The following is a 20,140-nucleotide window of genomic DNA, read 5'->3' as shown; positions in this document are numbered from 1 at the left end:
ACATGTGCCACAACACTGTCCTCCGGCCTCGCGCCGGTTTGAAGAGCCTGTGATCCCCGTGATCCGGGCTCTTTTTTTATGCCGGCGGCGGCTCCGCGGTCAGATCCCTTCTGCCCGCGGCAGAAGGGATCTGACCGCCTTGGCCGAAAACCGTGACGTCCCGGCTTGCCGCTGTCACGTCGCAGGCCGCAAGATGCGGGCCGGTCCGGGGAGTCCGATTGCATGAGCGTGGCGGTGCGAGGAAGGTCTGCGCGTGGATGGGGGCTGGCGGCCATGCTGCTGCTGGCCGTGGCGGCGTGCCGCGAGTCTGCCAACGATCCGGCCAGGCCGGCGGCCGAGCCGGTGGCTGCGGTGCAGGCGATGGCGTTGCGCCTGGCCGAAGATGATCTGGTCGGCTACGCGAAGCTGTCGGTACCGCCGGGCCAGTACCAGCGCCTGCAGCAGGCCTGGGCGGAGGGCCACAGCCAGTGGCCGCTGACCGAGCTGCCGCTGGGGGACCAGCTGCTGCCGATGCTGGCCGCGCTGCGCAAGCCCGATGCCAGCGCCGAACTGCAGCGCAGCTTCGACCGCCAGCTGGCCGGCCAGGCCAGCGCCGTGCGCCAGGCCGCGCAGTCGATGGGCAACTTCGGCGTGCAGTACCTGCGCCATCAGAAGGGCTACACGCCCGGCCAGCAGGCCCACTACATCGCCCTGGTCGAAACCCTTGCCGTTTGGGCCCAGGGCGCGCCGATCAGTGACCGCGCCCGCGCACGCAGCACCATTGCCGCGCTGGTCGGCGCCGCCAACAAGGTCGGCTTCGATGACGAAGCCGGCCTGCAGGCGGCCGGCATGGAAGGCAGCCTGCAGCAGCTGGCGCCGTTCATCCACACCCTCAAGGCGGTGCTTGGCAGCTACGGGCTGGGCGTGGATGACGCGCTGCGCAGCGTCCGGGGCGAGCTGCTCTCGGTGGAGGGCGACAATGCGCTGGTACGCCTGCACTACGACCTGGCCGGGCGCGAGATGACCCTGCAGCTGCCACTGAGCCGGCGCGAGGGCCACTGGTACCTGACCCGTACCCTGGCCGACACCGACGCGCTGCTGCGCAAGGCCGACGCGGCCCGCGCGGCTGCGTCGCCGGCACCGGCTGAAGCCCCCGCGGAGGGTGGGGAAGCGGCAACGCCGCCGCCTAAGCCATAATGGCGCCGATGTCGAAACAGAACCCGCTGCCGTTCCCCGGCGAAGAATCCCAGTCGACGCCCGCCGATACGGTGCCGGCGTCCCCCTCGACCGGTACCGGCCCGAACCCGGTACCGCCGCCCGCGCACGCGCGTCCGGCCGGCCGCCGCCCGCTGTGGGCGCGGTTGCTGGGCCGCCTGGTCGAGCCGTGGCTGTCGCTGAAGATCGAGCCGGAAGACCCGGGCCAGTACAACGATGGCCGCCCGGTCATGTACGTGCTGGAAGACTACGGCCTGTCCAACGCGCTGATCCTGGACAAGGCCTGCCGCCAGGCCGGCCTGCCGTCGCCGCTGGTGCCGCTGGCCGGTGACCCGACCGGCCGCAAGCGCGCCTACCTGGCGCTGTCGCGGCGCAGCTCCAGCAACTCGCTGATTCCCGAGCAGCGCGGCGCGAAGACCCACTCCGACTCGCTGGCCAAGGTCCTGCAGGCACACCGCGTGCGCGATGACCTGGACGTGCACCTGGTGCCGGTGTCGATCTTCGTTGGCCGCGCCCCGGACAAGCAGAGCGGTTGGTTCGCGGTGCTGTTCTCGGAAAACTGGGCACTGGTCGGCCGCTTCCGTCGCCTGCTGGCGGTGTTGCTCAACGGCCGCAGCACCATCGTCCGCTTCGCCCCGCCGATCTCGCTGCGCAACACCGTGGATGAAGGCCTGGAGCCGGAGCGCACGGTGCGCAAGCTGCAGCGCGTGCTGCGTACGCACTTCCGACGCATCCGTGAATCGGTGATCGGCCCCGACCTGTCGACCCGGCGCCTGCTGGTGGACCAGGTGCTGGCCGCCGAGCCGGTACGCGAAGCGATCGCCGCGCAGGCCAAGCGCGACAACTCGAAGCCGGCCGATGCCTGGAAGAAGGCACACGCCTACGCCTGGGAAATCGCTGCGGACTATTCCAGCCCGGTGGTGCGCTCGGCCAGCTTCATGCTCAGCCACGTGTGGAACCGCATCTATGCGGGCGTGCTGGTGCACCACCTGGACAAGTTCAAGGCCGCCGCGCCGGGCCACGAAGTGGTCTACGTGCCCAGCCACCGCAGCCACATGGACTACCTGCTGCTGTCGTACCTGCTGTACGACCGTGGCATCGTGCCGCCGCACATCGTGGCCGGCATCAACCTCAACCTGCCCGTCGTCGGCACCCTGCTGCGCAAGGGCGGTGCGTTCTTCATCCGCCGCTCGATCCGTGGCAATGCGCTGTACTCGGCGGTGCTCAGCGAATACGTCGCGCAGCTGGTGGCCGGTGGCTACTCGCTGGAGTACTTCGTCGAAGGCGGCCGCTCGCGTACCGGGCGCCTGCTGCAGCCCAAGGGCGGCATGATCTCGATGACGTTGCGCGCGTTCCTGCGCCAGCCGCGCAAACCGGTGCTGTTCCAGCCCATCTACATCGGCTACGAGAAGCTGATGGAAGGCGGCAGCTACCTGGACGAACTGTCCGGCCGGCCGAAGGAAAAGGAATCGATCTGGTCGCTGCTGTGGGGCATCCCCAAGGTGCTCAAGCAGAACTACGGCCAGGTGGTGGTGAACTTCGGCGAGCCGATCGCGCTGAACGACGTGCTGGCCGAGAAGGCGCCGGAGTGGAAGGGCGAGGCGGTGTCCGAGGACGAGAAACCGGCCTGGCTGTCGACCACGGTGGACACGCTGGCCGAACGCATCCAGGTGCGCATCAATGGCGCCGCCGACGTCAACCCGATCAACCTGCTGGCGCTGGCCCTGCTGTCCACGCCGAAGCACGCGATGGGCGAGGCCGACCTGATCGCGCAGATCGAGCTGTGCAAGACCCTGCTGGTCGAGATGCCGTACTCGGACCGGGTGACGGTGACCCCGCACTCGCCGGAGCGGATCATCGCCCACGCCGAGGAAATCAACGTCCTCACCCGCATCAAGCACCCGCTGGGCGATGTGCTCAGCGTCAGCGGCGACACCGCGGTGCTGCTGAGCTACTTCCGCAACAACGTGGTGCACCTGTTCACCGCCTCGTCGTGGGTGGCCTGCTGCTTCCAGAACAACCGCCGCATGAGCCGCACCGGCCTGGTCCAGCTGGGCCGTACGGTGTACCCGTTCCTGCAGGCCGAGCTGTTCCTGCCGTGGAGCGAGGACGAGTTCGCCCTGCGCATCGACCGGACCATCGATGTGTTCGTGCGCGAGGGCCTGCTGCAGAACGTCAACGATGACGACGGCGGCATCCTGGCGCGCAATACCGGGCAGACCGACGAGGTGTTCCGCCTGCGTGCGATCGGCCATTCGCTGCAGCAGGCGTTCGAGCGCTATTACATCGCCATCTCGGTGCTGGTGAAGAACGGCCCCGGCGTGCTCGGCGCCGCCGAGCTGGAAAGCCTGTGCCAGCAGGCGGCGCAGCGGCTGAGCCTGCTCTATGCACCGGCGGCACCGGAGTTCTTCGACAAGGCCCTGTTCCGTGGCTTCATCCAGAAGCTGCGCGAACTGCGCCTGGTGTGGCCGGACGAGAACAGCAAGCTGCTGTTCGACGAGCGCCTGGATGCCTGGGCCAAGGACGCCAAGTTCATCCTCGGCCGCGAGCTGCGCCACACCATCGAACGGGTCAGCCCGGAAGCGGCCCGCCCGGACGAGCCTGCGCCGCAGGATTGAAGGCAGCGCCGGGCGATGCGGTGGGTGTGGACCTTGGTCCACACCTTCCAGCCGTGCCAACCAAGGTTGGCACCCACCAGAGCAGTGGGCCAACCAAGGTTGGCATCTACCGGGGCGAAGCAGTAGATCCACGCCATGCGTGGATGGGCCACCGCTCAGGCCGGTTCGTCGGGAATCTGCAGGCTTTCCAGCCTGGCGATGCAGTCCTTCAGCTGCAGCTTGCGCCGCTTCAGGCGCTTGGACTCCAGCTCGTCCTCGCCGTTGGCCGCCATGCGGGTGATCTGTTCATCCAGCAGGCGGTGCTCGGCGCGCAGGGCGGCGAGGTGCTCGACGATCTCGGCGGGGCTGTAGGTGTCCACAGCCTCCGAGCATACACAGCGATGATGACCGCCGGGAGAGGGGAACCCCGACCCCCGGCCGGGGCGGCTCCGAGCCGTTAGAATGGAACCCATGAGTGCCGTCATTTCCCTTCCCGATCCCCAGCCGCGCGCCGCCCGTGATCCGCGCGTGGCCGAGCGCGAGCAGCACAAGCTGGCCAAGCGCCTGCGCCGCCAGGTCGGCGAGGCGATTGCCGACTTCGGCATGATCGAGGCCGGCGACAAGGTCATGGTCTGCCTGTCCGGCGGCAAGGACAGCTACACCCTGCTGGACGTGCTGCTGCAGCTGCAGAAGAAGGCGCCGGTACCGTTCGAGCTGGTGGCGGTGAACCTGGACCAGAAGCAGCCGGACTTCCCCGAGCACGTGCTGCCGGAGTACCTGGCCGGGCTGGGCGTGCCGTACCACATCATCGAGCAGGACACCTATTCGGTGGTCAGCCGGGTCATCCCGGAAGGCAAGACCATGTGTTCGCTGTGCTCGCGGCTGCGTCGTGGCGCGCTGTACAACTACGCCGAGACCCATGGTTTCACCAAGATCGCGCTGGGCCACCACCGCGACGACATGGTGGCCACGTTCTTCATGAACCTGTTCCACCACGCCAGGCTGTCGGGCATGCCGCCGAAGCTGCGCAGCGATGACGGCAGGCACGTGGTGATCCGGCCGCTGGCCTACGTGCGCGAAAGCGACATCGTCGAGTACGCGCAGGCCCGCCAGTTCCCGATCATTCCCTGCAACCTGTGCGGCAGCCAGGAGAACCTGCAGCGCCGCCAGGTCGGCCTGATGCTGAAGCAGTGGGAAAAGGACCACCCGGGCCGCATCGAGCAGATCGCGCGCGCCATGGGTGAAGTCCGACCCTCGCAGCTGGCCGACACCACCCTGTTCGACTTCATGGCGCTGGGCCGTCGCGACGACGCGCCGCTGCCCGACGCCCATGCCTGGCTGGCCGGCTCCCCGGCCGACGCCGACGCAGATCCCGAGACGCCCACCGTTTAAGGTCGGTCGCCCTTCCTCTTTGCCATCCGGAATTCCATGTTCTTTCGCAACCTGACGTTCTTCCGTTTCCCGACCACCACCGATTTTTCCGAAGTCGACACCCTGCTGCCGCACGCCCTGCTGAAGCCGGTCGGCGCGCTGGAAATGAATTCGCGCGGCTTCATCTCGCCGTTCGGCCGCGAGGAGAAGGAGCTGCTCTCCCACCGCATCGCCGAACATCTGTGGCTGACCGTGGGCGGCGAGGACAAGATCCTGCCGGCGGCGGTGGTCAACGACCTGCTCGAGCGCAAGCTGGAGGAGATCGAGGAGAAGGAAGGCCGCCGCCCGGGTGGCCGCGAGCGCAAGCGCATGAAGGACGACCTGCTGCATGAACTGCTGCCGCGCGCTTTCGTGAAGTCCTCGCGCAACGACGCCTTCATCGACCTGCAGCACGGCTACGTGGCGGTGGATACCTCCAGCCGCAAGACCGGCGAGTACTTCATGTCCGACATCCGCGGCCTGCTCGGCAGCTTCCCGGCGATGCCGCTGAACGCCGAAGTCGCACCGCGTTCGATCCTGACCGGCTGGATCGCCGGCGAGCCGCTGCCGACCGGGCTGAGCCTGGGCGAAGAGTGCGAGATGAAGGATCCGGTGGAGGGCGGCGCCGTGGTCAAGTGCCAGCACCAGGAACTGCGCTGCGACGAGATCGACAAGCACCTGGACGCCGGCAAGCAGGTAACCAAGCTGGCGCTGATCTTCGAGGACAACCTGTCCTTCGTGATCGGCGACGACCTGATCGTGCGCAAGCTGAAGTTCCTCGATGGCGCCCTGGACCAGCTGGAGCATGCCGACGAAGACGGCCGCCGCGCCGAGTTCGACGCCCGCTTCGCCCTGCAGAGCGCCGAGATCCGTCGCCTGTTCCTGCTGCTGGAAGAAGCCTTCAAGCTCAGCAAGGCTGACTGAACAGGCACCCTGTGGGCCGCCGGTCATCCGGCGGCCCGAAGCAGCGCTATGCTGGGCGCATGAGCCGTCTGCTGCGCCGCCTGATCAGCCCGACCCCGCCCGCCACCGTGCAGCGCGACACCGTTCGCCTGCGCCTGGAGGACGCCGAGATCGAGGTACTGCGCGTGCGCGATCCGCGCGCGCGACGGATCAAGCTGAGCGTGGACGAGCGCGGCGCACGGTTGACGCTGCCGCCGCGGGCCAGCCTGGTGATGGGCGAGCGTTTCCTGGAACAGCACCGCGACTGGTTGGCGCTGCAGCTGCGCCAATACCAGAGCCATGGCCTGCCCGCCCCGTTGCAGCCAGGCGAGGACGGCGTGCTGCCATTGCGCGGCGAACTGTTGCCGCTGCGCTGGCAGGAAGGCCGCTATGCGCGGCTGGAGATCGACGAACACGGCGCCTGCGTGCAGTGGCCGGCCCGTGCCGGCGATGCCACCCTGCGCCGCCTGCTGCGCGAATTCTACGAAGCACAGACCCGTGCCGATGTCGGCCGCTGGCTGCCGAAGTACCTGCCGACCCTGCCACGTGCACCCAGCCGCCTGCGGCTGAAGGTGATGTCTTCGCAGTGGGGATCGTTGGCGCCGGACGGCAGCATGGCACTGGACCTTGCGCTGGTGCTGGGGCGTCCGGACGCGTTCGAGTATGTGCTGGTGCACGAACTCTGCCACCTGATCCAGCCGAATCATTCGCCCGCGTTCTGGTACGAAGTGGAACAGCGCTTCCCCGCGTGGCGCGAACAGCGCGACTACTTCCAGCTCGAAGGGCGACGCCTCAAGGCTATGCTCCGGCAACTGCTGTAGCGCCAGCGCTACAGCAGTTGCCCACGCATTCTTCCTCTACCCCCGCCTTCGGCGCGCCCCTTCAACAGAAGGGGCTTCACTCCAGACCGTGTGCTGAGCAGTCGAGCAAGCTCGACGCTACAGAGTGAAGAACAACAACTCCGCGGAATGGGAGCGCGCCGCAGAGCGCGCGCAGCGCGCGACCCGCTCCTGCTCTTCTTTTCTTTCTTCCGTGGTGGGCACACCGGAATCTGTCGAATGACGGGATGGGTGGGATTGCGGGGGTGTCCGCGGCATGGATGCCGCGGCCAAGCCCCCATGGATGGGTTCACGGCGTCCCCCGCAATTCCACCCATCCCGGCCAACCTCATGACCGCGCAGGCCCAACCCACCACGAGGGGCTCAGCCGTTGGCCGAAACCCTCACCCCGCCCGCAACGCCGCCGCCGCCGCCCAGCGCGCCGCCACCCGCGGCGCCGTGATGCACACCGCCTGGTCGGTCACCGTCGTCACCGCGCGCTCCAGCAGCTGGATATCGGCCTCGTGCTGGCGAGCCACATGCGGGTCCTCGAAGAAGATCGCGCGCTGGCAGCGCCCCTCCAGCACCCGGTCGGCAATCTGTGCATCGCCGCCCATCGGGCCACTCTGGTAACGCGTCACCCACGGCGTATCGCTGGGCCACCCCCGGCTCCAGGCCAGCTCGTTCAAGCGCTGCCCGGTGGTGCCCGTCGCCACGCGTTGGCCAAATCGGGCCAGCACATCGAAGTGTTCATCGGCAAAGGCCAGCATCGCCGGCTTCATCGCATCATGCGCGATCAGCGCCAGCGTCTGTCCCTGGAAGGCATGCAGGTCGTCGGCACCGGTGTCGGCCGCCAGCCCGGCGTGGATGCGCTCCACCTCGATCCAGTCGCGTGCGGTGGCCACGGTTGAGATGAACGGCTTGCCGTGGATCACGCACTGCCGCTTGAGCGCGGTTGCTTCCGGAAACACCGAGGACGGATCGACCGGGTCGATCAGGTAGATCGCACCGTCCAGTGTCCGCTCCGGCCCCATGCCGACCACCTCGGCCACCAGCTTCATCAGGCCACCCTCGCGCCCGTAGGGATACCGGTGCAGGCCACCGTAGCCGGCCAGGAAGCCCTGCCGCTCGATCGCATCGTGGGTGCGCCCGACCGCATGCAGTGACACCCCCAGCTCACGCAGGCCTGCCTCGCTGGCACGCAGCCAACGGAACAGCGCGGCGCGTGCATCGTGGTGATGGAGACGGTTGGCGGCCAGGCCGATACGCATCGAGCGCTCCGTAGGGACGGGTAGAAGCGGCAGTGTATGTCGGCATTCGCCGATGCGGATGCTTTTCCAATTTTTCTCATTGTCGCGGAAGCCTGCCTCGCTAGCGTGGCTGCAGCGGTACCGCTGCGCGGCCGTGGTTCCTGCCCGCGAAATGAGGACGTCCATCGTGAATGTCGCCGGCCGCCGCGCCGTCGCCGCTGTCATGGCATCGCTGTTGCTGCCCGGCATCGCCGCTGCATCCGGGTGTGCGAACCCCCTGCAGGTGGCATGGCGCTCCGACCGGCCGCCACTGTCGTACAGCCAGCAGGGCGAGGTTGCGGGACTGGCCGCGGACTACCTGCCGCTGCTGGGCACGCAGGCGATGCAGCATGCGAAGCCGTTGCCGGCGGCGGTGCTTACCGAGGGCTCACTGCCGGCCGGCACCCAGGTGCTGCTGGGCTGGCCGCGTGCGCAGCTGCCGGCCGACTGGGTGGCCAGCAGGGCCTACCTGGAGGTGCCACAGGTGATTGTGCGGCGCGAGGGCGCCGCTGCGGTGCTGGGGCTGGAAGGCCTGCGTGGTCGCAGCGTGGCCAGCCCGGACCGGCTGCCGCTGGAGGCGTTGCTGGCCGAGCAGGCCCCGGGGGCGCAGCTGCTGGCACCTGCGCCGCTGGAGCACGCGCTGTCACTGCTGCGTGCCGGGCTGGTCGACGCCGTGGTCGCCAATCTCGCTGAAGTGGAAGCTGCGCTCCGCGCGGAGCCGGGGGATGCCGTGGTGATCGCGGCACCCGCGGGCTTCGGCGATGCACTGGTACTCGCGGCCGCACCGGCCTGTGCCGAGGTGGTCGCTGCTTTCGACCAGCGGCTGCTGCAGGAGGGCGATGCACGTCGCGCGTCGAACCGCAGCGCCTGGCTGCCGGATCGGCCACGCGCGCAGCTCACCGGGTCGGCACTGCGCTGGCTGGTGCCGGCGTCGCTGATCCTGCTCGCACTCGTGTTGCTGCATGCCTTCGGCTACTGGCGCGTGCATCGCGAGAGCGTGCGTCGTCGCGTGCTGGAGCAGCGGTTGCGCGACGTCACCGCGAACCTGCCGGCGGTGGTCTACCAGGCCCGCCGTTCGGCAACCGGCCACTACAGCCTGGCGCAGATCGCCGGCGACGTGCAGGCGCTGTTCGGGGTAAGCGTGGAGACCGCGCGGATCGACCATCTGCAGCTTCTGGCCGCGGTGCATGCCGACGACCGCAGCCGGGTGATGGCGTGCATCGAAGCGGCCGCGCTGGTGCGCGGTCCCATCGACGTTACCTTCCGCACCCGCTCGGCGCAGGGCTGGCGCTGGGTCCGTTCGCAGGGACGACCGCTGCAGTGCGATGACAGCAGCGTGGAGTGGAGCGGCTACTGGTTGGATGTCAGCGAAGCGCAGGCGCGTGCCGCAGCGCTGGCCGAGGCGCGCCGCGCGGCCGAGCAGGCGGCGCTGGCCAAGAGCCATTTCCTGGCGACCATGAGCCACCAGATCCGCACGCCGATGAGTACCCTGCTGGGCATGCTGGAGCGGCTGGCGGGCAGTGACCTGGATGCGGGCCAGCGGCAGGTGCTGACCACCGTGGGTGACGCCGCGCAGATGCTGCGGCAGATCCTCGACGATGTGCTGCACAGCCAGCGCCTGCAGCCAGCGCCACTGCAGCTGCGGCCGACCGACCTTGCGGCGCTGGTGCGCGCGGTGCAGCAGCTGTTGATGCCCGTTGCGGCCAGCCGCGGCCTGCACCTGCACAGCGAGATCGACCCCGCGTTGCAGCGGTGGTCGCTGGCCGATGGGCTGCGCCTGCGCCAGGTCCTGTTCAACCTGGCCGGCAATGCACTCAAGTTCACCCTGCAGGGAAGCGTGGTGTTGCAGGTCCACGTGCTGCAGCAGGGCGATGGCGGCCAGCGGCTGCGCCTGCAGGTGACCGATACGGGCATGGGCATCAGCGTGGAGCGGCAGCAGGCGGTGTTCGCTGCCTACGAGCAGGCCGAGACTTCGACCACGCGCCGCTTCGGTGGCAGTGGGCTGGGCCTGTCGATCTGCCGCGAGCTGGCGGCATCGATGGGCGGGCAGCTGCACCTGCGCAGCGCGCCCGGCAAGGGCACCACCGTATGGCTGGAGCTGGCTCTGGCGGACTGTGCGGCACCAACGGCGGTACCGGTGCTCACGACGGCCGCGCAACGGCCGCTGCCGGCGGCACGGGTGCTGGTTGTCGAAGACCATCCGACCAACCTGCAGTTGCTGGAGCAGCGCCTGCGCGAACTGGGGCTGCAGGTACACGCCTGCGACGACGGCTTGCAGGCATGGGAGGCCTGGCAGGCGCAGCCGTTCGACCTGGTGATCACCGATTGCCATATGCCGCACATGGACGGCTTCGCGCTGGCACGCACGATCCGCAGCGACACCTGCGCCATCCGTGCGCAGGTGCCGATCATCGCGCTGACCGCCAGCGTGCTGGAGCGCACGCGCGAGGCCTGCCGTGATGCGGGCATCGACCATTTCCTGGCCAAGCCGGTGGAGCCGTGCGAACTGCGCGCACTGCTGGAAGTGCTGCTGTTGCCGGACTCAGTGCGCCAGTAGGCGGACGATGCTGGAAGCGGCGTCGCGGCCTTCGGCCACGGCGGTCACCACCAGGTCTGCACCGCGTACCGCGTCGCCACCGGCGAACAGGCGTGGATGCGCGGTCTGGAACGGCAGGCGGTCCTTGCCCCCGGCGACGATGCGGCCGTTGGACTGGCCTTCCACGCCCAGCTCGGCCAGCCACGCCGGCACGCTCGGCGAGAAGCCGAAGGCGATGATCACCACGTCCGCTTCCAGCAGCGATTCACTGCCTTCGATCGGCACCGCGTTCTGGCGGCCATTGGCATCGGGTTCGCCCAGCCGGGTTTCGACCACGGTCACGCCGATCACTTCGTCGTCGGCGCCGGCTTCGATCGACAGCGGCTGGCGGTTGAACAGGAAGCGGACGCCCTCTTCGCGCGCATTGGCCACTTCGCGCGCGCTGCCGGGCATGTTGGCTTCGTCGCGGCGGTAGGCACAGGTGACCTTGGCCGCGCCCAGGCGCACCGCGCTGCGCACGCAGTCCATGCCGGTATCGCCACCACCGAGCACCACCACGCGCTTGCCGTTGAGGTCGGGCAGGGCGATGGTGTCTTCCCAGCCGGCAATCGGCCGGCCCTTCGGGTCATCGCCGCCAACGATGCGGCTGTTCTGCACCAGGAACGGCAGCGCCGGCAGCACGCCCTTCAGGTCCTGGCCGTCGAGGCCACCATCGGTGTAGCGGTAGGCGCCGGTGCCGACGAACACCGCATCATGGGTCTCCAGCAACTGCTGCACGCTGAGGTCGCGTCCGATCTCGACGCCGAGGCGGAACTGCACGCCCATGCCCTCCAGCACTTCGCGGCGGCGATGGATCACGTCCTTGTCCAGCTTGAAGCTGGGAATGCCGAACTGCAGCAGGCCGCCGATCTGCTCATAGCGGTCGTAGACCACGGCGGTAATGCCGGCGCGGGCGAGGCGATCGGCGCAGGCCAGGCCGGCTGGACCCGCGCCGATCACCGCCACGCTGTGGCCGCTGGGCTGCACCGCGCCCAGGTCAGGGCGCCAGCCGCTGGCCAGCGCGGTATCGACGATGTACTTCTCCACCGCACCGATGGTGACCGCCCCGAACTCCTCCAGCGTGCAGCTGCCTTCGCACAGGCGGTCCTGCGGGCAGACGCGGCCGCAGACTTCCGGCAGCGGGTTGGTGCTGTGGCACAGCGTAGCCGCTTCGTGGATGCGGTTCTCCTGCACCAGCTGCAGCCACTGCGGAATGGCGTTGTGCACCGGGCACTTCCAGCTGCAGTAGGGGTTGCCGCAATCCAGGCAGCGACCGGCCTGGTACTGGGCATCTTCCTTGCCGAACTTTCCGTACAGCTCGCCCCAGTCGCCGGACGTGCGCAGTTCCACCGGGATGCGCTGCGGCATGGTGCGGGGCAGGTCGAGGAACTGGAAGGCGTGCTTGCGGCTCATGGCGGGCTCTGGAATGCGAGGGGGAACGTTGCCGGCCAGCGGCCGGCACTACCGGAAAACATCACGCAGCGCGTCGCAGGGTTTCGGTCAGCGACTCGATGCTGGCGGCCTTGGGTTTGACCAGCCAGAACCTGCCGATGTAATCGCGGAACTCGTCCAGGATCTGCTGCGCCCAGATGCTGCCGGTCAGCTCGCGGTGGCGACCGATCAGGCGGTGCAGGTGCTGGCGGTAGTTCTCGAAGCCTTCGGCGGATACGCGATGGATGTCGATCAGCTCGTGGTTGTAGCGGTCGACGAAATCGCGGTCCACGTCCAGCACGTAGGCCAGGCCGCCGGTGAAGCCGGCGCCGAAGTTCAGGCCGACCTTGCCCAGCACCAGCACCACGCCATCGGTCATGTACTCGCAGCAGTGGTCACCGGCCCCTTCCACCACCGCCAGCGCGCCGGAATTGCGCACCGCGAAACGCTCGCCGGCGCGGCCCGCGGCGAACAGTTCACCGCCGGTGGCGCCGTACAGGCAGGTGTTGCCGATGATCGCGGTACTGCGTGCCTCGAAGCGGGCACCACGCGGCGGGCGCACCACCAGGCGGCCACCGGCCATGCCCTTGCCGACGTAATCGTTGGCTTCGCCTTCCACTTCCAGGTGCAGGCCGCCCACGTTGAAGGCGCCGAAGCTCTGCCCGGCGCTGCCGCGGAAGCGCAGCTCCAGTGGCGCCTCGGCCATGCCCTGGTTGCCATGCGCGCGCGCCACCGCCCCGGCCAGGCGGGTGCCGATGCTGCGGTCGGTGTTGTGGATCAGGAAGCGATGCTCGCCACCACGCTTGTGCGCGATGGCCGGCGCCAGCAGCCCATCCATCTGCGTGGCCAGGCTGTCCGGCGATTCGTACAGGCGTTGCGCCGCGCAGTGGCTGCCCTCGTAGCGGCTGTCGGCCAGCAGGCGCGACAGATCCACGCGCACGCCGTCGCGCGGCGCGGCGTCGATCTGTCGCAGCAGGTCGGTACGGCCCACGATTTCTTCCAGCGAACGCGCACCCAGGTACGACAGCCAGCCACGCACTTCCTCGGCCAGCAGGCGGAAGAAGTTCTCCACGCGCTCGGGCTGGCCGGTGAAGTGGTTCTCGCGCAGGCGCTCGTCCTGGGTGGCCACGCCGGTGGCGCAGTTGTTGAGGTGGCAGATGCGCAGGTACTTGCAGCCCAGCACGATCATCGGCGCGGTGCCGAAGCCGAAGCTGTCCGCGCCCAGCAATGCGGCCTTGACCACGTCCAGGCCGGTCTTCAGGCCGCCATCGGTCTGCAGCAGGGTACGCCCGCGCAGGTCGTTGGCGAGCAGCGCCTGGTGCGCCTCGGCCACGCCCAGCTCCCACGGCACGCCGGCATAGCGGATCGAGCTGACCGGCGAGGCGCCGGTGCCGCCGTCGTGGCCGGAGATGGTGATCAGGTCCGCACCGGCCTTGACCACGCCCGCCGCGATCGTACCGACGCCGGCATGGCTGACCAGCTTCACCGACACCAGCGCGGTCGGGTTGACCTGCTTGAGGTCGTAGATCAGCTGCGCCAGGTCCTCGATCGAATAGATGTCGTGGTGCGGCGGTGGCGAAATCAGGCCGATGCCCGGACGTGCATAGCGCAGCCGCGCGATCAGTTCGTTGACCTTGTGCCCGGGCAGCTGGCCGCCCTCGCCGGGCTTGGCACCCTGCGCGACCTTGATCTGCAGCACCTCGGCATTGACCAGGTATTCGGCGGTGACGCCGAAGCGGCCCGAGGCCACCTGCTTGATCTTGCTGCGCTTGGCGGTGCCATAGCGTGCGGGGTCTTCGCCGCCTTCGCCGGAATTGCTGCGGCCACCCAGGCGGTTCATCGCAATCGCCAGCGCCTCGTGCGCCTCAGGTGACAGAGCACCCAGGCTGATCGCCGCGGTATCGAAGCGCGGGAACAGTGCACTGGCCGGTGCCACTTCATCGAGCGGCGTGGGCGTGGCGGCCGGCACCAGCTCCAGCAGGTCGCGCAGCGCCGACGGCGGACGCGCGTGCACCGCATCGCAGTACTGCTGCCAGGCGCGCGGATCACCGCTGCGTGCCGCGCGCTGCAGGGTGGTGACCACGTCCGGGTTGTACATGTGGTACTCGCCGCCGTGCACATACTTCAGCAGGCCGCCGACATCCACGTCCTGCTGTGCGTCCCACGCCTGCGCGCACAGTTCGCGTGCGTCGGCATCCAGGCGCGCGAAGCCCGCGCCACCGATGCGCGAGGCGGTATCCGGGAAGCACAGGTCCACGACCTCCGGTTCCAGGCCGATGATCTCGAACAGCTGCGCGCCACGGTAGCTGGCCACGGTACAGATGCCCATCTTCGAGATGATCTTCGACAGCCCCTTGTAGACGCCCTTGCGGTAGCGGCGGCCGATCTGCGACTGCTCACCGCCCTTGCTGAGCTTGAGGATGCCGCGGCGGCCCAGGTCGAACAGGGTCTGGTAGGCCAGGTACGGATACACCGCCGTGGCACCGAAGCCGAGTAGGCAGGCCATGTGGTGCGGGTCGCGCGCGGTGCCGGTCTCGACGATGAGATTCACGTCGCAGCGCAGGCCCAGCCGCGAGAGGTGGTGGTGGATGGCGCTGGTGGCCAGCAGCGCATGCACCATCGGCCGCCCGGCCACCGGGTAGCGGTCGGACAGCAGCAGCATCACCATGCCCTCGCGCGCGGCCTGTTCGGCCTCGGCGCAGATGCGCTCGATGCCGGCGCGCAGGCCCTCGTCTTCGCTGTAGGACAGGTCGAGCAGGCGGTTGGCCTGCACGTACTGGTCCATCTTCAGCAGTTGGCGCAGCTTGCGCTGGCTGAGCACCGGCGAATTGAGGATGACGTGGTTCACCGTCTCCGGGCCGGCATGGAAGATGTTGGTCTCCTTGCCGAGCTGGGTGGACAGGGACATCGCGCAGTCTTCGCGCAGCGGGTCGATCGGCGGGTTGGTGACCTGTGCGAAGGCCTGGCGGAAATAGTCGTACAGCGGACGGCTGCGCTGGCTCAGCACCGCCATCGGCGTGTCGTCGCCCATCGAGCCGGTGGCTTCCTGTTCGGTCTCGGCCAGCGGCCGCAGCACCTGTTCCACTTCCTCGCTGCTGAGCTGGTACAGCTTGTGGTAGCTGCGCAGGGTGCCTTCGTCGAACGGCTCTTCCACCAGCGAGGGATCGATCAGTTCGGTCTGCAGGTAGGTCACGCCCTGCTGCAGCCACTGCTTGTACGGTGCGCGGCCGCGGTTGATGCGGTCCACCGCATCGGAGTCGAGCAGGTCACCGCGCTTGAGATCGATGGCCACCATTTCGCCGGGGCCGAGCTTGCCCTTGCGCACCACGCGCTCGGTCGGCACTTCCCACACACCGGCTTCGGAGGCGACCAGGAAGTGGCGGTCGGCGGTCAGCATCCAGCGCGCAGGGCGCAGGCCATTGCGGTCGAGGGTACATACGGCGTAGCGGCTGTCGCAGGCGACGATGCCGGCCGGGCCATCCCACGGTTCGCTGTTGAGGCCGTGGAATTCGTAGAACGCGGCCAGGTCCGGATCCTTGAACTCCAGCGACTGGGTGGCCGGTGGCACCAGGATGCGCAGCGCCTGGATCAACTCCATGCCGCCGGCGACCATCAGTTCCAGCATGTTGTCCAGGCTCTGCGAGTCCGAACCGTGCATGGAGATCACCGGGTCGAACTCGGCGATGTCGAAGCGCGGCGTCTTCCACACCTTGCTGCGCGCCTGCGCCCAGCGACGGTTGCCTTCGATGGTGTTGATCTCGCCGTTGTGGGCAAGCATCCGGAACGGGTGGGCCAGCGGCCAGCGCGGCAGCGTGTTGGTGGAGAAACGCTGGTGGAACACGATCGCGCTGGAGGCCAGTTCGCGGCGCTGCAGGTCCGGATAGAAACGGCTGAGCTTGTCCGGCAGCACCATGCCCTTGTAGCTGATCGCATCCGGGGTGAGGGTGGTGACGTAGAAATCGGCGTGTTCGCGCAGCTGCTGTTCGCTGCGGCGACGGGCCAGGAACAGCGCCAGCGCGAAGCCGCCGTCATCCTGGCCGACGCCGGCATCGACGAACACCTGCTCGATGCGCGGCAGCGTATCGCGCGCCAGCTGGCCGCAGACGCTGTCGTCGATGGGTACCTCGCGCCAGCCGGCGACCTTGCAGCCGACCGCTTCGACCTGCGCCTGCAGCTGGGTGCGGCAGGCGTGGGCCGCATCGGCATCGTGTGGCAGGAACACGACGCCGGCAGCGAACCGCGCAGCCGGCGTGATGCCGGCTTCGCCGGCCAGCAGTTTCAGGAATGCATCGGGGCGGCGCAGCAGCAGGCCGCAGCCATCACCGGTCAGGCCGTCGGCGGCGACGCCACCACGGTGGGTCATGCGCGAAAGCGCGGCGATGGCGGTATCAACCAACAGGCGCGAAGGTTGATCGTCGAGCTGGGCGACCATGCCAAATCCACAGGCATCGCGCTCGGAGCGCGGGTCGTAAAGCCCTTGGCGGTTGCGGGGGGCCATCTCTACCTCGATGCGGGATGAATTGAACGGGGACACTCAAGCCCGCTCAATCCCTGGAGCGCATCGTGAGGCCACCGGATGCCTCGACTAGATCACAGGTTGCTGCAGCGCCGCAATACACGGTTGCAGGTGCAACAGAACGCGCCGGCAACCCCGTGCCGGCGCGGGGTCGAACTCAGCCGCAGCGCACGCCGCTGACCAGGCCCTTGTCGTCCACTTCGATGTTCAGGCGGTCGCCGAGGAACTCCATCGTGGCCACATCATTGGGCTTCATGACACGCAGCTGGTGGGCACCGGCGTCTTCCTGCGCCTGCTTGCCCAGCGCGTCGGCGTAGGCCTGGCCGACCAGGCTCTGCACCTGGCTGGCATCGCAGGTGCCGACCGGCGGTGCCTCGGTGGCCTTGCCGGCTTCATCGGCCGGTGCCTTGGCGGCTTCGGCAGCCTGCTGGGCATGGGCCGTGGCCGAATCCTGTTCATCCAGCGCCGGTGCCTGGCAGGCGGTCAGGGCCAGTACGGCCGGCAGCAGCAGGGCGGAGAGCGAACGGGCGCGAATCGGGAACGACATCATGACTCCGGAAGGGATTGTGAAAGCCCGAGCATAGCGGCGAACCGACCCTCACGTGTTTGTCTTGTGTTATCGACAGGTTCGCGGCATCGCGGCGGCGACACTGCGGGCATGCCAACCCCCTCTACCCCCGAACGACAGGCTGCGCGTGCTGCAGGCCTGCGCTATGTCGATGACACCCAGCCGGGCATCAGCCGGCGCCGCGCCGGCAAGGGTTTCAGCTATCGCGATGCCGATGGCCACGCGGTCCGCGATGCCGCCACCCTGCAGCGCATCCGCGCGCTGGCGATTCCACCTGCGTATACCGCCGTGTGGATCTGCGCCCACGCCAATGGCCATCTGCAGGCCACCGGCCGCGATGCCCGCGGGCGCAAGCAGTACCGCTACCACGCCAACTGGGCGAAGGAGCGCGACGCCGGCAAGTTCGACCGCATCATCGCCTTTGGCGAGGCGTTGCCCACGCTGCGGCGGCGGCTGTCGCGGGATCTCAAACGGCCCGGGTTTCCGCAGGAAAAGGTACTGGCCATGGTGGTCGCGCTGCTGGCCGATACGCTGGTACGGGTCGGCAATGAAACCTATGCGCAGCAGAACCGTTCGTTCGGGCTGACCACGCTGCGCAACCGGCATCTGGAACTGCTGCGCGGCGGCCGCGTGCGCATGCGCTTCCGTGGCAAGTCCGGGCAGCTGCAGGAGGTGACCGTGGGCGATCGCAGGCTGGGGCTGCTGGTGCGGCGCCTGCAGCAGCTGCCGGGGCAGGCGCTGTTCCAGTACCGCGATGACGACGGTGCGCTGCAGCCGGTGGACTCCGGTGCGGTGAACGATTACCTGCGCGGGGTGATGGGCGAGGACTTCACCGCCAAGGATTTCCGCACCTGGGGCGGCACGGTGGCGGCGGTGCAGGCGTTCGCCGCCACCGAGCTCCCGGAACCGGCCAGCCAGCGCGCCCTGGCGCAGGCGCAGCGCGCGGTGGTGTGCGAGGTGGCGTCGCTGCTGGGCAACACCCCGGCGGTGTGCCGCAAGGCCTACATCGACCCGTGCGTGTTCGCCGGCTGGGAGCGCGGCGAACTGGCCAAGCTGGCCGGCCTGCGTGGGCCGCGCCAGTGGGAACAGGCCACCCTGCGCGTGCTGCGCAGGGCGCGCCGGCTCAGCCGCAGTCGTCAGCCGCAGTAGATCGCGACGATGTTGTTGGTGCGGCCCTTCTCGATGGTCAGGCGGTCGCCGCCCTCGCTGGCCGGCGGCACACGCGGACCATCGTGGCGCAGCACCCGTACGTGCAGGCTGTCGCTGTCCACGCGTGCACGGGCCACGGTGGCGTCCGACGCGGCCAGGCCCAGTGCGCCGCGCACCATGTCGCTGTGGCACTGGCCGGAAATCACGCCGTCGATCGGCTGCACCTGGGCCATCGGCGTGCTGCTGCAGGCGGCGAGGGCAAGACAGACGGCGGCGGTGGCGATGGCATGTTTCATGGAAGGATTCCTTGGTGTGGTTGGGTGCAGCGTGCGACGCCGCACGTGGTGGCGGAATGAATACCGTGCACATCGTGGACACGGCGCGCTCACTGCCGCCAACAGCCTGGGTGGAGACACTGCAGGAGCGGCGTGCGCCGCCCCCGGTAGTGCCGGCCGCTGGCCGGCAGCCCCTTTCCCTCCCGAGGAGACCTGCATGGCCACCACCCGAAAGACCCCCGTCCGCCGCAAAGCCTCGCCCAAGGTGCGCAAAGGCAGCACCGCGACGAAGACCGCTGCCGACCCCGCTCGCCCACGGGTGGTGAAGACCGCAACCCGCAAGGCGGCGGCCAGCGATCCACGGGCAGCGCGCGTCGCGGCCCGGCAGCGACGCCTGCAGGACCAGGAGAAGGCCAAGGACGTGCGCGCGGCAAAGAAAGCCACAAAGAAGCCCGCTACCCAGGCCGGTGCACGCCGGCAACCGGAAGCGATGCCGGCGCAGCAGCTGGCCAAGCCCGGGCATGAACACGAACTGGAGCTGGCGCCGCGTTTCCTTGCACCGGACTACGCCGGCAGCGGCAAGCTGCAGGGCATGCGCGCGATCGTCACCGGTGGCGATTCGGGCATTGGCCGTGCGGTGGCGGTGCTGTTCGCACGCGAAGGCGCCGATGTGGCAGTGCTGCACCTGGACGAGGTCGAAGACGCGGACATCACCCGCCAGCACGTGGAGCGCGAAGGCGGCCGCTGCGTGGTGATCGCCGGTGATGTGCGCGATCCGCGCTTCTGCAACAAGGCGGTCAAGCAGGTGGCCAAGGCGTTCGGCGGCATCGACATCCTGGTCAACAACGCCGCGTTCCAGCTGCATTGCAAGCGGCTGGAAGACCTGGAAGACGCGCACCTGCAGGAGACCCTGCAGACCAACATCGGCGGCTACATCCAGATGGCGCGCGCGGTACTGCCGCATCTGGGCGAGGGGGCCAGCATCATCAACACCGGTTCGGAAACCGGCATTTTCGGCAGCAAGGCGCTGATCGATTACTCGGCCACCAAGGGCGCCATCCATGCCTTCACCAAGGCGCTGGCCAGCCAGCTGCTGCCACGCGGCATCCGGGTCAACTGCGTGGCGCCGGGGCCGGTATGGACGCCGCTGAACCCGGCCGACAAGCAGGCCGGGGACGTCGCCGAGTTCGGCAGGGACAGCGATATGGGCCGGCCTGCACAGCCCGAAGAGTTGTCACCGGCGTATGTGTTCCTGGCCTCGCCGGTCTGTGCCAGTTACATCAGCGGGGTGATCCTGCCGGTGATGGGCGGCCCACGGGGCTGAGTGCCGGCGTGATCTGCCTGAATACGGCGTGGCAGTGAGGGTGTGCAGTGCG

Annotated in this window: 14 protein-coding genes; 8 read left to right on the top strand and 6 right to left on the bottom strand. The window is 68.7% G+C overall.

The window, feature by feature from the left end; genetic code table 11:
• Window positions 1–222: 222 nt before the first annotated feature.
• Window positions 223–1,176, top strand: a complete 954-nt coding sequence (locus tag ACXI0D_RS11680) for a hypothetical protein (protein WP_119007376.1) — start codon at window positions 223–225, stop codon at window positions 1,174–1,176.
• Complete coding sequence (plsB, locus tag ACXI0D_RS11675) at window positions 1,176–3,812, top strand: glycerol-3-phosphate 1-O-acyltransferase PlsB (protein ID WP_049443568.1); 2,637 nt, start codon at window positions 1,176–1,178, stop codon at window positions 3,810–3,812. The genes ACXI0D_RS11680 and plsB overlap by 1 nt, the downstream gene beginning before the upstream one ends.
• 155 nt (window positions 3,813–3,967) lie before the next feature.
• On the opposite strand, the gene ACXI0D_RS11670 is transcribed toward plsB, so the two are convergent.
• Entirely contained in the window at window positions 3,968–4,171 is a 204-nt protein-coding gene (locus ACXI0D_RS11670) for a YdcH family protein (RefSeq protein ID WP_004153435.1), read from the bottom strand.
• 91 nt (window positions 4,172–4,262) lie between these two features.
• Here ACXI0D_RS11670 and ttcA point away from each other — a divergent pair, with 91 nt between their 5' ends.
• From ttcA to ACXI0D_RS11655, 3 genes are read left to right on the top strand one after another with little or no spacing between them, the layout of a single operon-like run.
• On the top strand, window positions 4,263–5,183 hold the full coding sequence (gene ttcA / locus ACXI0D_RS11665; protein WP_182474436.1) for a tRNA 2-thiocytidine(32) synthetase TtcA: 921 nt from the start codon (window positions 4,263–4,265) through the stop codon (window positions 5,181–5,183).
• Between the two features lie 36 nt (window positions 5,184–5,219).
• Window positions 5,220–6,125, top strand: a complete 906-nt coding sequence (locus ACXI0D_RS11660; RefSeq protein ID WP_005411825.1) for a recombination-associated protein RdgC — start codon at window positions 5,220–5,222, stop codon at window positions 6,123–6,125.
• Between the two features lie 59 nt (window positions 6,126–6,184).
• A complete protein-coding gene (locus ACXI0D_RS11655) occupies window positions 6,185–6,964 on the top strand; it encodes a M48 family metallopeptidase (protein ID WP_119007408.1) in 780 nt (259 codons plus the stop codon).
• 401 nt (window positions 6,965–7,365) lie between these two features.
• Here the strand turns inward: ACXI0D_RS11655 and ACXI0D_RS11650 are convergent, their stop codons facing one another.
• Window positions 7,366–8,232: a methylglyoxal synthase gene (locus ACXI0D_RS11650; RefSeq protein WP_014035467.1), complete on the bottom strand. Its 867-nt coding sequence runs from the start codon at window positions 8,230–8,232 to the stop codon at window positions 7,366–7,368.
• Window positions 8,233–8,398: 166 nt separating this feature from the next.
• Here ACXI0D_RS11650 and ACXI0D_RS11645 point away from each other — a divergent pair, with 166 nt between their 5' ends.
• The gene (locus tag ACXI0D_RS11645) at window positions 8,399–10,807 is read left to right on the top strand and encodes a response regulator (RefSeq protein WP_479642598.1); all 2,409 of its coding nucleotides are present in this window, start codon (window positions 8,399–8,401) and stop codon (window positions 10,805–10,807) included.
• Here ACXI0D_RS11645 and ACXI0D_RS11640 read toward each other — a convergent pair.
• The 3 genes from ACXI0D_RS11640 to ACXI0D_RS11630 form a co-directional block, all read right to left on the bottom strand.
• Window positions 10,793–12,238: an FAD-dependent oxidoreductase gene (locus ACXI0D_RS11640; RefSeq protein WP_479642597.1), complete on the bottom strand. Its 1,446-nt coding sequence runs from the start codon at window positions 12,236–12,238 to the stop codon at window positions 10,793–10,795. The genes ACXI0D_RS11645 and ACXI0D_RS11640 overlap by 15 nt on opposite strands.
• 61 nt (window positions 12,239–12,299) lie before the next feature.
• Window positions 12,300–16,754, bottom strand: coding sequence for a glutamate synthase large subunit (gltB, locus tag ACXI0D_RS11635; RefSeq protein WP_479642596.1), 4,455 nt, complete (start codon window positions 16,752–16,754; stop codon window positions 12,300–12,302).
• Window positions 16,755–16,929: 175 nt separating this feature from the next.
• A complete protein-coding gene (locus ACXI0D_RS11630; protein WP_014035471.1) occupies window positions 16,930–17,319 on the bottom strand; it encodes an I78 family peptidase inhibitor in 390 nt (129 codons plus the stop codon).
• Between the two features lie 111 nt (window positions 17,320–17,430).
• Between ACXI0D_RS11630 and ACXI0D_RS11625 the strand changes: the two genes are divergently transcribed.
• Window positions 17,431–18,489, top strand: a complete 1,059-nt coding sequence (locus ACXI0D_RS11625; RefSeq protein WP_101764652.1) for a DNA topoisomerase IB — start codon at window positions 17,431–17,433, stop codon at window positions 18,487–18,489.
• On the opposite strand, the gene ACXI0D_RS11620 is transcribed toward ACXI0D_RS11625, so the two are convergent.
• Complete coding sequence (locus ACXI0D_RS11620; protein WP_049443579.1) at window positions 18,477–18,785, bottom strand: hypothetical protein; 309 nt, start codon at window positions 18,783–18,785, stop codon at window positions 18,477–18,479. The two genes, ACXI0D_RS11625 and ACXI0D_RS11620, sit on opposite strands and share 13 nt — an antisense overlap.
• Before the next feature lie 196 nt (window positions 18,786–18,981).
• On the opposite strand from ACXI0D_RS11620, the gene ACXI0D_RS11615 reads away from it, so the two are divergent.
• A complete protein-coding gene (locus ACXI0D_RS11615) occupies window positions 18,982–20,088 on the top strand; it encodes an SDR family oxidoreductase (RefSeq protein WP_479642595.1) in 1,107 nt (368 codons plus the stop codon).
• Window positions 20,089–20,140 lie beyond the last annotated feature (52 nt).

This window comes from Stenotrophomonas sp. C9D9, from assembly GCF_056491205.1.
This window is presented reverse-complemented; position numbering and strand designations above follow the sequence as displayed.

Coding starts and splice junctions, on each gene's coding strand:
- ACXI0D_RS11680 (WP_119007376.1), top strand. CDS start 223: ATGAGCGTGGCGGTGCGAGGAAGGTCTGCGCGTGGATGGGGGCTGGCG.
- plsB (WP_049443568.1), top strand. CDS start 1,176: ATGGCGCCGATGTCGAAACAGAACCCGCTGCCGTTCCCCGGCGAAGAA.
- ttcA (WP_182474436.1), top strand. CDS start 4,263: ATGAGTGCCGTCATTTCCCTTCCCGATCCCCAGCCGCGCGCCGCCCGT.
- ACXI0D_RS11660 (WP_005411825.1), top strand. CDS start 5,220: ATGTTCTTTCGCAACCTGACGTTCTTCCGTTTCCCGACCACCACCGAT.
- ACXI0D_RS11655 (WP_119007408.1), top strand. CDS start 6,185: ATGAGCCGTCTGCTGCGCCGCCTGATCAGCCCGACCCCGCCCGCCACC.
- ACXI0D_RS11650 (WP_014035467.1), bottom strand. CDS start 8,232: ATGCGTATCGGCCTGGCCGCCAACCGTCTCCATCACCACGATGCACGC.
- ACXI0D_RS11640 (WP_479642597.1), bottom strand. CDS start 12,238: ATGAGCCGCAAGCACGCCTTCCAGTTCCTCGACCTGCCCCGCACCATG.
- gltB (WP_479642596.1), bottom strand. CDS start 16,754: ATGGCCCCCCGCAACCGCCAAGGGCTTTACGACCCGCGCTCCGAGCGC.
- ACXI0D_RS11630 (WP_014035471.1), bottom strand. CDS start 17,319: ATGTCGTTCCCGATTCGCGCCCGTTCGCTCTCCGCCCTGCTGCTGCCG.
- ACXI0D_RS11625 (WP_101764652.1), top strand. CDS start 17,431: ATGCCAACCCCCTCTACCCCCGAACGACAGGCTGCGCGTGCTGCAGGC.
- ACXI0D_RS11620 (WP_049443579.1), bottom strand. CDS start 18,785: ATGAAACATGCCATCGCCACCGCCGCCGTCTGTCTTGCCCTCGCCGCC.
- ACXI0D_RS11615 (WP_479642595.1), top strand. CDS start 18,982: ATGGCCACCACCCGAAAGACCCCCGTCCGCCGCAAAGCCTCGCCCAAG.